This window comes from Shewanella sp. MMG014 (assembly GCF_018100775.1).
Lineage (GTDB): Bacteria > Pseudomonadota > Gammaproteobacteria > Enterobacterales > Shewanellaceae > Shewanella > Shewanella japonica.
The window spans coordinates 36,960-53,395 of record NZ_JAGJDZ010000013.1 but is presented as its reverse complement, the minus strand read 5'-3'; the positions used below and the strand labels follow the sequence as shown (position 1 = coordinate 53,395).

The following is a 16,436-nucleotide window of genomic DNA, read 5'->3' as shown; positions in this document are numbered from 1 at the left end:
TAAACACACTTTAAGGCTTGTTTTCCGAGCAATGCGTCACCACAATCAGTAATAAGTAGTTTTTTCAAGGATGTAATGAATGGCAATCAAACCCGTTAAAAGTGGTGTAAATTATTTTATTGATGGCTTTAAGCTGATAAAACAGCCAGGGCTACGTACTTTTGTGTTTATTCCCTTAATGGTCAACTTAATCTTATTTTCAACAGCAATTTATTTTGCTGTCGGCAAACTAGATGAACTATTTGGTTGGATGAACAGCCAAATACCTGAATACCTGACTTGGCTTAACTTTTTCTTGTGGCCGCTCGCAATCGTCAGCTTATTAGTGGTGATGTCATTTGTATTTAGCTCTGTGATGAACTGGATTGCAGCCCCTTTCAATGGACTGCTTGCCGAAAAAGTTGAAATGCATCTAACGGGTAAACCACTCAATTCTGGGACCACAGTTGATCTTATAAAAGACTTACCGCGGATCCTAGGGCGAGAATGGATTAAGCTTAAATACTATCTACCAAGAGCATTACTTTTTTTAGTGCTATTTATTGTACCTGTTGTTGGTCAAACTGCAGCGCCTATCCTTTGGTTCTTGTTTAGTGCTTGGATGATGGCGATTCAATATTGTGATTTTCCTTTTGATAATCACAAAGTCCCTTTTAATGATATGAAATTTGCTTTAGCTCAAACTAAAGGCACCAGCTACAGTTTTGGCGCAGCGGTGACTTTATTTTCAATGATACCTATCGTTAACTTTATCGTGATGCCTGTGGCGATTTGTGGTGCAACAGCCATGTGGGTCGATAAATACCGTGAAGCGTATAAACATCCAGAAATCGCTCCCGAATAACCTATTCGCCCCCTATCCTAATAAAAATGCCCAAGCTTGCTTAGGGCATTTTTATTTACAGGACTAATATATACAGGTCTAAAGTCTAAGCTTGATTAATCCCCCTTAATCAAACGAATCTGTACGAAACAAACAACGCTAAAACTTTCCTAATCTAGCAACGCGACAACGACCCACACCCAGCCAAAACATTTTAGTTACAATTTGAAACCATTTAAGCACAAATAGTTAACGACCTTGTCGATGGATTTTGCGACAATTGCTCAAACTCATCATAATTCTTACGTATATTGTGAATAAAACTGTTTATTTTCATACTCTTTTATCAGGCTTCTTTGCCACATCCCTCAGTTTAAGTGCCCCAGTAAATGCTGGCGATCCTCAGCAATTCAATGTCACGATTCCGACATTAACTCAACACGCTGAGATAGATGGTGAATTCAATGAGCCACAGTGGCAACAAGCCGCCAATATTCAACTTAAATACGAAACCTCTCCGGGTGAGAACATTGCCGCATTAGTAACAACAGATGCCAAAATATTCGCAACTGAAACCAGCCTATTTGTTGCCTTTACAGCCCATGACAATAACCCTTCTCAAATTCGCGCTAATTTACGTGATCGTGATAATTCATGGGGTGATGATCAAGTCGGGATTAAGCTAGATACATTCAATAATGCCCGTCTGGCTTATCAATTTTTCGTCAACCCCTATGGCGTTCAAAATGACTCTATTGAAAATGAGCTCACTGGCCAAGAAAGTGATGCATGGGATGGGATTTGGTATAGCGCGGGTAAATTAACCGAGCAAGGCTACCAAGTAGAAATCGAACTGCCTCTTAGATTATTTAACTTTGATGATAAAAAAGACATTCAAACTTGGGGAATAGAATTAGTCAGATTTTACCCTCGCAATGAAACTCACCGTTTATCAACCAACAAAATTGATAGAAACGTATCATGTCAACTATGTCAATTAGGCACTGCAACAGGATTAGCTGGCGCGCAGCAAGGCCAAGATATTCAAATTACCCCATCTATTGTTGCAGCGAGAAATAGCCAACGAGAATTGAATCCAAATCAGCCATGGCAAGATGAAGATGATATTGAGGTTGGATTAGATTTACGTTGGGGTATTACCCCGACAACCTTGCTTAATGCCACAATTAATCCTGATTTTTCTCAAGTCGAGGCAGATTCAGGTCAACTCGATGTGAATAATAATTTCGCATTGTTTTACCCTGAAAAACGGGCATTTTTTTTAGATAACAAAGACTATTTCGATACTCAATTAAGCTTATTACACACTCGAAATATTAGTTCGCCAGATTATGGACTTAAATTAACGAGTAAAACTGACGACCATACCATTGCTGTATTAGCGGCAAACGATGAACAAACCCAGTTTCTAGTACCTGGAAACTTAAGCTCAGACGTCGCCACCATAGATGAAGAAAGCTATAACCTTGCAGCACGATATCGCTTTGATCCAAGCAGTGAGCTTTCTTTTGGTGGCTTAGTTACCGCAAAACAATCAGATAACTACCATAACTATGTCGCCAGTGTTGACACCAAATGGCAACCGACAAAACAAGATACATTTACTGCACAATATGTCTTTTCTGATACCGAATATCCTGAAGATTTCTTTCAGCAGTTTTGTAACGGCGATGACTGCTCAACTCCCCCACAAGGCTGTGAAATAGGCAATTGTGATTATAACGAACGAGTACTGCGAACCAAAAAGCAAGGTAACTTTTCTGACAGCATGTATCGCATCAGTTATGACCATGAACGCCGAAATTGGCGTGCATTTTCACGCTATGAATCCACTGGCGAAGACTTTCGAGCAGACTTAGGTTTTATTGAACGCATTGACGCCAGTAAGTTTGTTGCAGGTGGCAATTACTATTGGTACCCAACGGACAACTTCTTTAGCAAGATCCAGTTTGGTGGTGATTGGGATATTACTCATAATCAAAATAATGAAAAAATTGAACAAGAAGCCGAACTATCAGTGAGCTTTGAAGGTGGCTGGCAAAGTTATATTGCTACAGGTATTGTCCACAAAGATCGTGTTGGTCGTCGTCTTGATAGTTCTTCACTTGCAATTGATGGCAATACAAGCATGTATACCATCGACCTAATGTGGTTTTACACTAACTTTGTGCCATTCGACTCGTTAAAAATCGAGTTCGATAGCAACTATGGTGACGATATTGATTACGCCAATGATCGCCCTGCAACAGTGACGATGTTCAACCCTGCGTTTGAATGGAAAATTACCGATTCAATTATTTTAGATATAGACCATAAATACCAAGCGCTTGATGTGGATGAAGGTCGATTATTCACCGCTAACCTAACTGATTTACGCTTAAATTGGCAAATAACCTTAAACAGTTTCTTACGTTTATCGAGTGTTTATACTGATATTGAGCGCGACCCAGACTTATATCAATATCAATCACCCAATGAACAATATCAAAATTTAGGCAACGAGATTTTATACGGCTATAAACTCAATCCTCAGTCGGTATTCTATTTAGGTTACTCTGATGGATTAATTTCTACCGATGACATTGACTCATTAACTCAAAAAGATAAAACCTACTTTATGAAAGTCAGTTACGCTTGGTTGCTCTAGTCAAACCTTAGGTTAATGAATCAAAAAGGACTGCCGAAGCAGTCCTTTTTTATAACTATAGAAACAATAAAGCGAGCTCATAACACCACTTTATTTCGTCCAGCTTCTTTTGCTTCATACAAACACAAATCAGCACGATGTAATAAAGTATCTAAGTTAGTATCGGTCGACTCCGCTTTGGCAATACCGCAACTAAAACTAATCGTTAGCTCACCCGCGTCAGTGATAAAAGGCTGAGAATTAACTTGTTGTCTAAATTTATCCATCACTGTGAATGCACGGTCACCATCAAGTCCTTTAAAAGCCACGACAAACTCTTCACCGCCGAACCTTGCAACAGTAAAGTGTTGTCCGAAAGCATTTTTAAGTCGTTTAGCAAACTCAAACAACACTTGATCGCCTACATCATGTCCGTGAGTGTCATTGACCTTTTTAAAAAAGTCGATATCAATTAAGCCCAATGCAAATTGACCAGAATCAGAGACATCTTTTTCATGTTGGGTAAAAAAGTAACGTCGAGTATAGGCCTTAGTTAAATAATCACGGTTAGCTTGTTCCCATAAGCTACGGATCATGTCTAACGAGTCAAGCGTATTTAACACACGGCAATGAAACTCTTCGTGGACAAACGGCTTTTGCAAAAAGTCATTAGCGCCATTCTTAATGAAACGTGCAGACAGACTTTCATCCGTATCATTTGAAAGACCAATAATGGCTAAATCTTCACGGCTAAACTTTTCGCGTACTTTTAGAATTAACTCGAAGCCATCAACATTAGGCATGTTGTAATCAGTGATCAGCAATTGAATATCAGGAGTTTCATTTAATACCGTGATTGCCTCTGCGCCATCACAGGCTTCTAGCACAGTAAAAAGTTGCTGCTCAAGTAAAACCTTAACGAACTTACGACTCACTACTGAGTCGTCCGCCACCAACACTTTGACATGTTGATTTTGATCCAACCTCGCCACAAGCTTGACCACGTACTCATAACTGAATCGATTTTCTTTTAACACGTAGTCAGCAATACCCAATTTAAGCAATTTTTTACGCTGACGAGCATCAAGGTTTGAAGATAAAACAATACAAGGAGTTTGATAAGACATCAGCACCAGCTGGGCAATTTCGCCATCTGGTGCATCTGGTAGGTTCAATTCGGCAACCACAACAAAATAGGAATGTTGTTCTAGTAAGGCATTCGCTGATGAAACATCTGCCGCAATATCAACTTCACAATGCAGCTCTTGCATTAACAAATGCCGAAGTACTTTAGATACAGCTTCGTTATCTTCAACAATCAATATACGCAATTAATTCACCTATTTATTATTAGGTCTTTTCTAAAATGATGCTCCCAATAGAATAGCCAGCACCAAATGAACAAAGCAGCCCTAAATCACCAGTCGTAAAATCTTGATTATATTTATGAAATGCAATAATCGACCCGGCTGAAGCAGTATTAGCATATTCATCCAACACCACTGGGGCTTTCAATTTTGTAACATTATCACCGAGAAGTTTACGAACTACAAACATATTCATATTAATATTTGCTTGGTGGAGCCATAACCTCTTAAATTCATTGGCTTGGATCTGCTCTTCTGCCAGCTGTTTATCTAAATGTTGGTAGATCATTGGCAATAATTCTTTGAATACTTTTCGACCTTGCTGATGGAATAATTTATCTGGTTTTTCAGCATTGTTCGGATCGCAGCGGTTAATATGGCCAAAATTACTGCGGATATTATTAGAAAAGTCGGTAAAACATTGGCTAGAAAGTACATTAAATGCATGTTCAGATTGAGCAAGCGATGCACGTTCAACCACAACAGCTGTTGCCACGTCGCCAAAAATGAAGTGGCTGTCCCTATCCCGATAATTCACTTGCGGTGAGCAAATCTCAGGATTAATGACTAATACTCTTGATGCAGTACCTGATTGGACTGCATTTACAGCATTAACAATCGCAAAGGTCGCCGATGAACACGCCACCAGCATGTCATAGGCAAAACCTTTAGTGCCCATAGCTTGTTGAATTTCAATCGCAATAGCAGGATAAGAACGTTGCGTGTAAGCGCATGCCACAATCACCAAATCAATATCTTCTGCATTAAGCTGAGCTTGCTCTAATGCTTGTTGAGCAGCTTTAATGCCAATTTCAGCCTGCATTGAAAGCGCATCTGATGGTTTATCGGCAATTAATGGCATCATCACTTTAGGATCTAAAATCCCATCTTTGACCATCACATAGCGGCTTTTAATCCCTGATGCTTTTTCAATAAACTCAGCTGAAGAATGCGATAAAGAGGCAAGCTCACCAGATTCAATTTCGGTACTGTGCTGCGCATTAAATTCGTCTACATAGGTATTAAAACTTAACACTAACTCTTCGTTACTTACGCTAAATGGCGGTGTGTAAAGGCCGCTACCTGAAATAACCACTTTGTTCATATTAGATCTGCCGTATCAATTTGGTGAAAACAACAATTCATCTCGGTGTTGAACCTTGAGCTGAAGCTTACGTGTTGAACAAGTAATGACTTTGTTCATTACACCCAATAAGAAAGGATGAATTGCGCTTTTGTAATGTCAGTCTATTACTATCTTTAGTAATCGCTAAGCACAAAATGCTGATTTAGCGATGGTCAGACCATCGAGCTCATTGAAGCGTGCTTAACTAAGACATTGTTATATAAGCAGATGCTTTATTATTATAATTGAGTTAACTTTAATAACTAAAAGGAATAACGAATAACAAAGTATCACTGTTAAAGCCTCTTAAACCGATTATCATTAGACAATGCCAACATAGGAGCAAACCATGAGCAACATTTACGAAGACAATTCATATACGCTAGGTAATACCCCACTAGTGCGCCTTAATCGAGTAAGCAATGGTAAAGTGTTAGCCAAAGTTGAAGCACGTAATCCAAGTTTCAGTGTTAAGTGCCGTATTGGTGCGAACATGATTTGGGATGCTGAGAAAAAAGGCACCCTAACAAAAGAAGTAGAATTAGTAGAGCCAACTTCTGGTAACACAGGTATTGCACTTGCATATGTTGCAGCTGCTCGTGGTTACAAACTTACCCTTACTATGCCAAACACAATGAGTCTTGAGCGTCGTAAGTTGCTTAAAGCACTTGGTGCTAACCTTGTGTTAACTGAAGGCGCTAAAGGTATGAAAGGTGCGATTGATAAAGCCGAAGAAATTCGTCAATCAGATCCTGCTAAGTACTTAATTCTTGGTCAATTCAGTAACCCAGCTAACCCAGAGATCCACGAGAAAACAACGGGTCCAGAGATCTGGAACGATACTGACGGTGACGTTGCAGCATTTGTAGCAGGTGTTGGTACTGGTGGTACTATTACAGGTGTAAGTCGTTACCTTAAAGCACAGAACAAAGATATTGTTTCTGTTGCAGTAGAGCCTGTTGACTCTCCTGTTATCGCACAAGCAAAAGCAGGCCAACCACTTCAACCTGGACCACATAAAATCCAAGGTATTGGCGCAGGTTTTATCCCTGGTAACCTAGATTTAGAGATGGTTGATTTAGTAGAAGCCGTCAGCAACGAAGATGCTATTGCTATGGCTCGTCGCCTAATGGAAGAAGAAGGTATCTTAGTGGGTATTTCTTCAGGTGCTGCAGTTGTAGCTGCAAACCGCATTGCTGAAAAGCCAGAATTTGCAGGTAAGAACATTGTTGTAATCCTGCCATCAGCAGCAGAACGTTACCTGTCATCTGCACTATTTGCTGGCGCATTTGGTGACAGCGAAAACGTACAGTAATACACAGTCAAAGATTGTTTTAATAAAAGCCCAGCAATTGCTGGGCTTTTTTATACTCAAAATAAGATTTAACAAATAGAATCAACCAAAACTTGGTTTATTATCGGCTACTCGGAAACAGTTTTAATTACTGCAATTCTGTCTACAAAAATGGATTGTTGCCCCACTCAACCCAACATTAAAATATACTAATTGACACTGAATCATTGAGATTTGTAATTCTTATAATTGGCAATAAAAATGACTAAGCTAGTTCATTAGCGTTTTCGCTAAATCTAATACATAGTCTTTAGCCACATGTTGAGATAACAATGAAATAAAGCCTCTAAAACGAATCGCATTATGTGAATGATTAAACAATCTCTATTTGTTGTTTCTAACAGAAATCATATGAACAAACTTCAAAGATAGAACAGTCTAAATTAATACAAATCAATTTAGTCATTAAAATACAAAGTGAATCTCAACTATATCCAGTTATATGGCAAGGGATGTTGTTTCACTCAAAGCTTCATGAATCAAACCACTCATCGTTAATGAACATGACCATGATCTAAGCCTCCTTGAAGAAACTCATCACCGACTAAATAATCATTTTTCCAGTTTTCGATCGATAATGGCTCAAATCGGCCTTTATCTTCTATTGGGAACCGAATAGGTTGACCAGGGTTAACTCCTTTCAACACCTTTGAATCTTTAACCACGATGGTGCCATTTACAATAACGAAAGGAATGCCTGTGGTTGGCAAAGTACCTTTTGCATAAGTCGCATTATCTTTGACTGTTTTTGGATCAAGGATGGTGATATCTGCAATCATTCCTTGCTGCATACGCCCTCTAACCTTCATTGCTTCAAGACCTGTTTTACCTAGGTATTTAGCTTGGTTATAACTCGACGCAGCTAAAATTTGCATTAATGGTATGCCCTCTTCACGTGCAATACGTAAACAAGTCCCATGCGTACCAGCTAATCTGGGATGAGTATTCGGAATGTCTTCATAAGGGGTTTCCCATACAGGTTCTTCATCCCACCCACCAGGTAACATCATTGCATCACTGGCGAATGTTACGCCAGGAAGACGGCACCAATCAGGTATCGCTTTAGGATCCATTTTATAAAGTACTACTTGTGTAGCTGGCGCCTTTGCTAATACTTCTTGGTATGTTTCCATAGTATAAAAATCACCAGTTAATGGGTCTTGCATGGTGTTTTCATATTTATTACCAAGCTTTTCAACCCAGGTTTCGGGTTTGATAAATGCTGCATTTATGGTGGTTTGCCCTGCAGCGTATGGATAAATCTCACCCCACACGTTATGTCCTTGCGCTCTTAATTTTACCAACAGTTCTTGTACTAACTCCCAACCTGGATTGTTATAGTGATTGATAATAGCTGGCGAGTTTAATGCAATCGCATTGGTTAGAATTTCTTGAGCACCATTTGCTTCAGTAGTGACTGTTCCGGGTGTATACCTTAGATGCACAGCTGTTGGGCGGCCGTAATTAGCACCAACTCGCTGAATCTCAAACATTTCTCTTGCTGTGGCGCCAGGCATGTAACCAACTGTTGATGCTACACCAAGGGCACCCTGTCTCAGCCCTTCATCAATGATGGTCAATATATGATTACCTTCATCAAGGTTAGCTACCTTTTCAAACCAAGCAGTACCTGAGGACCTTCCTTTGACCACTGACCATGATGCATCTAATAAATCCTCATCGGGTAAATTTTGCATCACTTTAGTACGGGCAAATTCATGGCCTGATCCCGTGCCATAATTGACTTGACTATTATTTTCGTGCATCTGATACCAATCACTTACTCTAGGGCCATAAACGCCAGCTTCTAAATCCATTGCAGTAGTGACACCATCTCGCAAAGCCAATTTATAACCAATAGGACGTGTCCAATGAAAATGAGTATCGATAAAACCAGGAGCAACAACTAAACCTTTAGCATCGATTTCCTCATGACCTTTTATGACTTTATCTGTAATGATTATAATTTTATTGCCTTTAATACCTACATTCGCAACAGCGTCAAACTGAGTTTCAGGATCCATCACTCGTCCATTTGTGATCACTAAATCATAATCTTGTGCTGTAGAAAAGCTACTCGCCAACATGCTTAGCATAAGAACAGTTAGAAACCTCAATGTTAGATTCATAAAAATCTCTCCTTTTAATTCTTTAAAGCCATTTAAATAACACTTACTGGGCAATAACTAACAATCACTAAACAATCGAATATCAATTATCTATGCAACACTTAATCATTGAAAAATACACTATTATTTAGTGCTAACTAAAGTAAATATAGTTGAAGGAATAGAGCTGGATCAAATTCTTATCTAATCTCGTTTGTTAACATTGGCGCACTTTAACATTCACTCCAGATTGTCTCCTTATATGTCTTTTTACCAATCCCCTAAATCTATATCCGCTTATGACGCTAAGTTTGAAGCCCAAAAAATTGCCTTCGCTCCTGTTAGTTTCCAAGTGGCCCGTTGTTTAAGCCAGTTTGGCTTACTTGCACAAATCGATAATGCTGGAGAAACGGGTATCAGCCTTACGGAATTAACTAACAACAATGACCTTTCTGAATATGCCATTCACGTGTTACTGGATATGGGATTAAGCATGGGGATATTTTGGTGTAAAGATGAGTTATATCGATTAGATAAAACAGGATATTTCTTACTGCATGACGATATGGCATCCAAGAACCTGAACTTTATCCATGATGTTTGTTATCAAGGTTTATTTGAGCTAGAAGCATCGCTTAAACAAGGCAACGCAGCGGGATTAAAACACTTAGGAGACTGGGACACCATTTACCCAGGATTAAGCCAACTGCCAGAACAGACAAAACGTAGTTGGTTTGAATTTGACCATTATTATTCAGACCACGCATTTGACAGTTTACTGCCGATGATTTTCAAATCTCAGCCACAACATATAGTCGATGTCGGTGGCAATACTGGTAAATGGGCATTCGCTTGTACTGGCTATGATGCAAACGTCAACGTCACCATCATGGATCTACCAGGGCAACTAGCCGTAGCGATGGAAAACGCACGCAACAATATGGTCGATGATAGAGTGTTTCCATTTGAAACAGACCTATTAGACCCAAACAAACCATTTTTTGAGGGCGGTGATTTATACTGGATGAGTCAGTTCTTGGACTGTTTTTCAAAGCAGCAAATTATCACCATTTTAAAACGCACAGTTGCCGCAATGAAACCTAACAGTGAACTGTGTATTTTAGAAACCTACTGGGACAGGCAACCTTACGAGGCGGGAGCATATTGCGTAAACGCCACATCACTTTATTTTACCGCAATAGCGAATGGCTATAGCCGCATGTATCACAGTAAAGATATGTTAAAGATGATCAGTGAAGCAGGTCTTTACGTTGATGAAGACATCGACAATATTGGCTTAGGGCACACCTTATTACGCTGTAAGGTAAAACCATAGGCTAAAACTCCTCATTGTTTACACTTATCAAACTGTAACACCATTGAGTAATTACGTTAAAATCTCTCCATATTGGCAAGCGCTTGAATTAAATTTAACATTTACATTCAAGCGGTATTGCCTACAAATCCAGTAAACATCTGCCATACAGCACTTGTTAAATCGTGATTAACCTCACAAAATCAATTTAGCAACATTAAAATTAACGCCTTTTTGCTAATACATTTTGCAACATCTTCAAACGTCACCACTTTAGTTGAAGCTAATCATGCACGACATTTCTTTACCGTAGTTACACAAAAAATCCACATTTGCGCTCAAAAAATAACCCACCCAAGCTTTATCTATTCAGTTACACCCTCTTAGCGTTCGTAACAATATGTGGCACCAAAAGCCCATGTTAATTTTAAAAACAAAAACAAGACATAATTATAACAAAAATAACAACTTACCCCTGTAACAGTCATGTTGCCAATGTTATTTAAGTATGATTTTATCCATCTTCCGCAAAGACCTGTTAACCCCATTTACAAGTCAACAAAGAGATTTACTAATTAAAAACGCGGCTTTGATAAAATCAATATAGGAAGAGATGAGATGCAGCTTAATTCAAAAGTAGCCAATGCAATTCGCATAGCATTGGTTGGCGGAGCATTCACCGCAGCGATAAGTTCTCCAGTAGTGCTAGCTGCTGAAGAAGGTGCAGATGTAGAACGCATTCAAATTACTGGTTCACGTATTAAACGTACCGACTTAGAAACAGCGACGCCTGTCACTGTTCTTAGTGCAGACGATATGGCAAAGCAAGGCTTTACCACTATCCAAGATGCACTGCAAAACTTAACGTCGACCACAGGAGCCATGACAACTCAAGAAGTCCATGGTTTCACGCCTGCAGCATCTTCAATCAGTTTACGTAACGCAGGTGCAAGCCGTACATTAACGCTTATTGATGGTAAGCGCTTAAATCAGTACCCAAAACCAGCAGGCGGAACGGATAACTTCGTAGATACAGCTAATTTACCAATGGAAGCAGTTGAAAGAATTGAGGTTCTTCAATCTGGTGGTTCTGCAGTTTACGGCGCAGATGCTGTTGGCGGTGTAATTAACATTATCTTGAAAAAAGATTTTGACGGTGCAGCCCTTAAATATCGTCATGGCGATACTATGGAAGGCGGCGGAATGAATGATCGTATCGCGCTTTCATTAGGTTCTTCAAACGAGAAAGGCAACGTATCAACCTTCATTGAATTCAGTAGCAATGAAGCATTACAAGCCACAGATCGTGAAAACTTCGGCCTACACACTGATAAAGTGCCACACAGTGACTACTCACAATACAGCTCTTATGGTGCGCGTATTGCCGGTACAGGCACAGGGGCTCGTTCACTGTCGCCTCAAGAATGTACTGATGGCGGCTTCTTCTGGGATGATGCACGCAGCATTTGTGGTTTTGACCGTTCAGAATGGCGTGACTTAGAGCCAGAAAGCTATCGCTTTATCAGTACAACCAACTTTAACTATGAACTATCTGACGATATCACTTTCTTAGGTCGTCTTGATTTTGCTAACGCTAAATCAACCACCAACTTTGAACCAATGGCAATTGATGATTACGATATCAATATATCAGGTGATGACTTAACCGTGAGCTACGGCGATTTGATGAGCAAGACATTCAGCAAATCAACCGGGCTTGGTGGTGACTTCGCTAATGCCACTGATGGCGATTACTACTATGTTCGACGTCTACACGAATTTGATAACCGTAGTGGCGAAACGAACACCAATAACTACTTTTTCTCAGCAGGTCTTCAAGGCGTTTTAGCTGATGAGTACGATTGGGATATGTCTGTAAACTACGGTCGTACCAACGTCGATGTCTATCGCAGCGGTTTTGCAACTGTTGGTGGCATGTTCGATTACATCACAGCTGGTGAAAACGGTAATTCATTACTTGAAAATATGTCTGACGAAGATGTTGAAGCAGCGTCTTACTCTCCATTTGAGCGTGCTCAGTCAACTCAAAAGAACGTTCAAGCAAACATCACTGGTATGGCGTTTGAAATGCCTGATGGCGATGCCATGTTTGCATTTGGTGCTGAATACACAGAACAAGATTATGAAACAGAATCTGACTCTGAAACCCAAAATGGTTCAGTGCTAACAACAGGTGGTTCATCTGGTGCTGGCGAACGTGATTTCTGGGCAACTTATGCAGAATTAAGTGTCCCATTAATGGACGAATTAACAATCGCTGCGGCGCTTCGTTACGATCACTACAGCGACTTTGGTGGTAATTTATCACCACAAGTAACCGTAGAATACCGTCCTGTTGACGAGTTATTGGTTCGTGGTTCTTGGAGTAGCGTATTCCGAGCCCCTGATATGCACCGTGTATATGGTGATGCGACAAACGGCTTCACTACAGTTATCGACTTTAAACAGTGTCAAGCAATGGGCGGACAACCTGGCGTTACTAACCCAGATCCAACCATCAATGAAATCTGTAATGAGCTTCACATTGACACCACAACTGGTGCAAACAAAGATCTAGAAGCAGAAACAGGCTACACAGCTAACATCGGTGCAGTTTGGGGTGGCGATAGCTTAGAAGCATCGATTGACTTATGGGAATGGAAACTTGACGACATGGTAAGCGATATTAGCGCTTCGACTGCCGCTCAAGAATACGACACCTATGAAGATATGATCACTCGTGATGCAAGTGGCACAATCACTCACATCAACACTGTGGCTCAAAACTTAGCGTATCAAAAAGTGCGTGGTATTGATTTAACAGCTGGTTACAGCTGGGACTTCAATGATATGGGTGAATTACGAGTTAACTTTAATGGTACTTACATTTTGTTATCTGAAGGTCAGTTAAACCCAACTTCAGATGTTGATGACGACATTGAAGACGGCGGATTACCTCAGTACCGTGCCAACATGATCTTCACCTACTTCATTAATGACTTTGAAACCACGCTAGGTGCTTACCATACAGCACGTATGCACGGTGTGTCTTACAGCTCATTCATTGATGATGACGAGTTCAGCGAAGAAGATTTAGAAGTCGCATCACAGACTAAGTGGAATCTAACATCGGCTTATAACTTCACAGATAACATGAAGTTAACGGCTGGTATCGTCAACCTATTTGACGTAGGTCCTAACTTTGACCCAACCAACACATCATGGCCTCACTACCCTCGTAGCGTCTACAACGCTCGCGGACGTGAATGGTTTGTTGAAGGTGAAGTTAAGTTCTAGCGTTAATGTAATACAACTTTAAGTGTCTCCCGACTCTAACGGCATCAAAAGTATCTGATGCCGTTTTTTTATGTTTAAGATTAGATAAAAAGATTAGCTAAAAGATTAACTAAACCCAAAGTAATGAGCAGCAACAACCGTCATACTAGATAATACAAATAAGCCCACCATAAAGCGCCAAATAAACTTAAACCAATTGCCCCAATCCACACGACATACCCCTAACGTCGCCATTAAAGAAGCAGACGTTGGCACCAATACATTGGTAAAGCCATCACCTAATTGAAACGCTAACACCGCAACTTGACGGGTCACTCCGACAAGATCAGCAAGAGGCGCCATTAAGGGCATAGTTAACGCAGCTTGACCAGAGCCTGAAGTCACAAAGAAATTAAACACCGACTGAAACAACAACATAAACCAAGCTGAAAGTGCTGTAGGTAATTGGCCAATGACATTCCCTGCACTGTGCAAAATAGTGTTCAGCACACTCGGTTCAGCTGCGCCAGCACCGCCGAGTAATAACAAGATACCAGAAGCACAACCTACCAATACTGCAGGCTCAAGCATCGTGCCTGCACCTTGCTTAAAACTCACTGCAACCTTATTCATATTTAAACCATTTAGGTTAAATACAACCCCAATCACCCCCACGATAATTCCCATCGTAAAGAACTGGCTAGCAATTTCTGGAATAAACCAAGCATGTGCAATCACGCCCCATATCACCCAGGCAATTGTGCCAACTATAGTCAGTAGCACTAAAATATCACCAAGATTAAAACGACTGTCTTTGACATGACCTTGCTGGTTATCACGGAAAAATTGATCCGACTCGTAACTAAAAGATGCTGTTGGCGTTTGTTGAATTTTACTGGCATAACGCATGGTAAAAGCAATACCAATTAGCGTGAAACCAAACCACATTATGGCACGAACACCTGCACCAGAAAGTACAGGCACCCCAGCAATGCCTTGTGCAATTGCCACACTAAATGGGTTCATCCAAGAGCTGGCAAAACCAATTTGAGTTGCAACATAAGTCACCATCACAGTACAGATGGAGTCGTAACCTAATCGAATCATTAACGGGCAAATAATAATCGCAAATGCAATGGCCTCCTCGCCCATTCCAAATACTGCGCCGCCCAATGAAAACAAACTGAATATCACCGGAATAAAGAGTTTTTCATTGCCTTGAGTTTTATCAATTAACCGCAAAATACCGTTATCTATGGTGCCCGTTGCCATCACGACACCAAAGGAGCCTCCAATGACGAGCATGAACATAATCACCCCGATGGCACTGCCCCATTTAGAGCCAGACACCATACCTTCAAAGGCAAAATTAAAAAAGCCAACCTCGCCATGGCCTTTAAACAACGAGATAGGCTCAACTTTAGGCTCGCCAGCGTCATCTAAAGCATATTGAAACGAATTAGGGTCGATTACCGTGCGTGTTTTTTCTGCTCCGTCGATAACATAATGAGCATCTAGAGTTGAAAAAGAACCGATAGGGATAATATAGGTCAGCAACGCAGCAGCAAGAGCAACAAAAAAGATAATCACCAAGGTATCTGGCATCTGCCTTGTGGTGTTACCTGTCAAGTTGGTGGAATGTGCTTGAGGCGAATTGCCTTGGGATGAGTCGGAAGTTACTGGTTCTTGATGTGGCGAATTCATTTACAGTCCATTTTTAAGTTATTGTTATATGGATTAATGCCAACGCATTAGGCATTTTTATGACACTGGCATACTACAATAGCTAATAAAAAATTCCCATATGCTTTGAAATCGCACCGAAAATAAACCGTAATTGAGTTATTGAACCACAGCATTAGCTGTCGAGTGACAGTCTGTTTTTCAGTGAGATTTAAGCAGCGATTCATATTCACTTTGTATTTAAATTAACCACCATTTTTTGCGCCACTGTTTGAAAAAGAGTTAATTCATCATCAGCTAGCCCTTGCGTCATTTGTTGATATATCTGTTTATCAATCTGATTAATCTTACCCATGATAAGCTGACTTTCTTCGGTTAAACGCAAACATTGACTGCGCTTATCTTCTGGGTTCGGCTCTTTCACAATCAAGCCCTGAGTGATTAACGTGTTCAATAACCTTGTTACCTGGGCTTTATCTCGATTTAAAAAGTTAGCAATGTCTATCGCTGTACACGGTGATTTTTTATTAATTATTTTAAGCACTCTGACATGCATTGGTGCCACATCTATATCAAGTTGTTCAATATTATCATGTAGTTGCCTTTTCAATACATGTACTAATTGAAACAAACCTTCTAAGGATTTTCGATCTTGCATAATTCACCCCCCACCAAAAACTAGTTGACATTGTCAACCAAAAAAAGAATATAGTTGACATTATCAACCAAATTAAACC

Annotated in this window: 10 protein-coding genes; 5 read left to right on the top strand and 5 right to left on the bottom strand. The window is 40.2% G+C overall.

Translation table 11 applies throughout. From position 1 onward, the window contains the following. Nucleotides 1–79: 79 nt before the first annotated feature. Both cysZ and J8L86_RS18150 read left to right on the top strand, forming a co-directional pair. Nucleotides 80–844, top strand: a complete 765-nt coding sequence (cysZ, locus tag J8L86_RS18155; protein ID WP_211031230.1) for a sulfate transporter CysZ — start codon at nt 80–82, stop codon at nt 842–844. Between the two features lie 292 nt (nt 845–1,136). Beyond that, nucleotides 1,137–3,491, top strand: a complete 2,355-nt coding sequence (locus J8L86_RS18150; RefSeq protein ID WP_065110617.1) for a carbohydrate binding family 9 domain-containing protein — start codon at nt 1,137–1,139, stop codon at nt 3,489–3,491. A 77-nt stretch (nt 3,492–3,568) separates the two neighbouring features. Here the strand turns inward: J8L86_RS18150 and J8L86_RS18145 are convergent, their stop codons facing one another. Both J8L86_RS18145 and J8L86_RS18140 read right to left on the bottom strand, forming a co-directional pair. Next, nucleotides 3,569–4,801, bottom strand: coding sequence for a response regulator (locus tag J8L86_RS18145; protein ID WP_065110600.1), 1,233 nt, complete (start codon nt 4,799–4,801; stop codon nt 3,569–3,571). A 19-nt stretch (nt 4,802–4,820) separates the two neighbouring features. Next, the gene (locus tag J8L86_RS18140) at nt 4,821–5,942 is read right to left on the bottom strand and encodes a beta-ketoacyl-ACP synthase III (protein WP_211031229.1); all 1,122 of its coding nucleotides are present in this window, start codon (nt 5,940–5,942) and stop codon (nt 4,821–4,823) included. A 370-nt stretch (nt 5,943–6,312) separates the two neighbouring features. Here J8L86_RS18140 and cysK point away from each other — a divergent pair, with 370 nt between their 5' ends. After that, nucleotides 6,313–7,278 carry a cysteine synthase A gene (cysK, locus tag J8L86_RS18135; RefSeq protein ID WP_055024706.1) on the top strand — a complete coding sequence of 322 codons (966 nt, stop codon included), beginning with the start codon at nt 6,313–6,315 and terminating at the stop codon, nt 7,276–7,278. A gap of 533 nt (nt 7,279–7,811) precedes the next feature. On the opposite strand, the gene J8L86_RS18130 is transcribed toward cysK, so the two are convergent. After that, nucleotides 7,812–9,446 carry an amidohydrolase family protein gene (locus tag J8L86_RS18130; protein ID WP_211031228.1) on the bottom strand — a complete coding sequence of 545 codons (1,635 nt, stop codon included), beginning with the start codon at nt 9,444–9,446 and terminating at the stop codon, nt 7,812–7,814. A gap of 241 nt (nt 9,447–9,687) precedes the next feature. Between J8L86_RS18130 and J8L86_RS18125 the strand changes: the two genes are divergently transcribed. Then, the gene (locus J8L86_RS18125) at nt 9,688–10,761 is read left to right on the top strand and encodes a methyltransferase (protein ID WP_211031227.1); all 1,074 of its coding nucleotides are present in this window, start codon (nt 9,688–9,690) and stop codon (nt 10,759–10,761) included. A 597-nt stretch (nt 10,762–11,358) separates the two neighbouring features. Further along, entirely contained in the window at nt 11,359–14,037 is a 2,679-nt protein-coding gene (locus J8L86_RS18120) for a TonB-dependent receptor (protein ID WP_211031226.1), read from the top strand. Nucleotides 14,038–14,142: 105 nt separating this feature from the next. On the opposite strand, the gene yfcC is transcribed toward J8L86_RS18120, so the two are convergent. Further along, complete coding sequence (yfcC, locus tag J8L86_RS18115; RefSeq protein ID WP_211031251.1) at nt 14,143–15,621, bottom strand: putative basic amino acid antiporter YfcC; 1,479 nt, start codon at nt 15,619–15,621, stop codon at nt 14,143–14,145. Between the two features lie 307 nt (nt 15,622–15,928). Then, nucleotides 15,929–16,357 (bottom strand): MarR family transcriptional regulator, encoded by a 429-nt coding sequence (locus tag J8L86_RS18110; protein WP_065110603.1) that lies wholly within the window; start codon nt 16,355–16,357, stop codon nt 15,929–15,931. Nucleotides 16,358–16,436 lie beyond the last annotated feature (79 nt).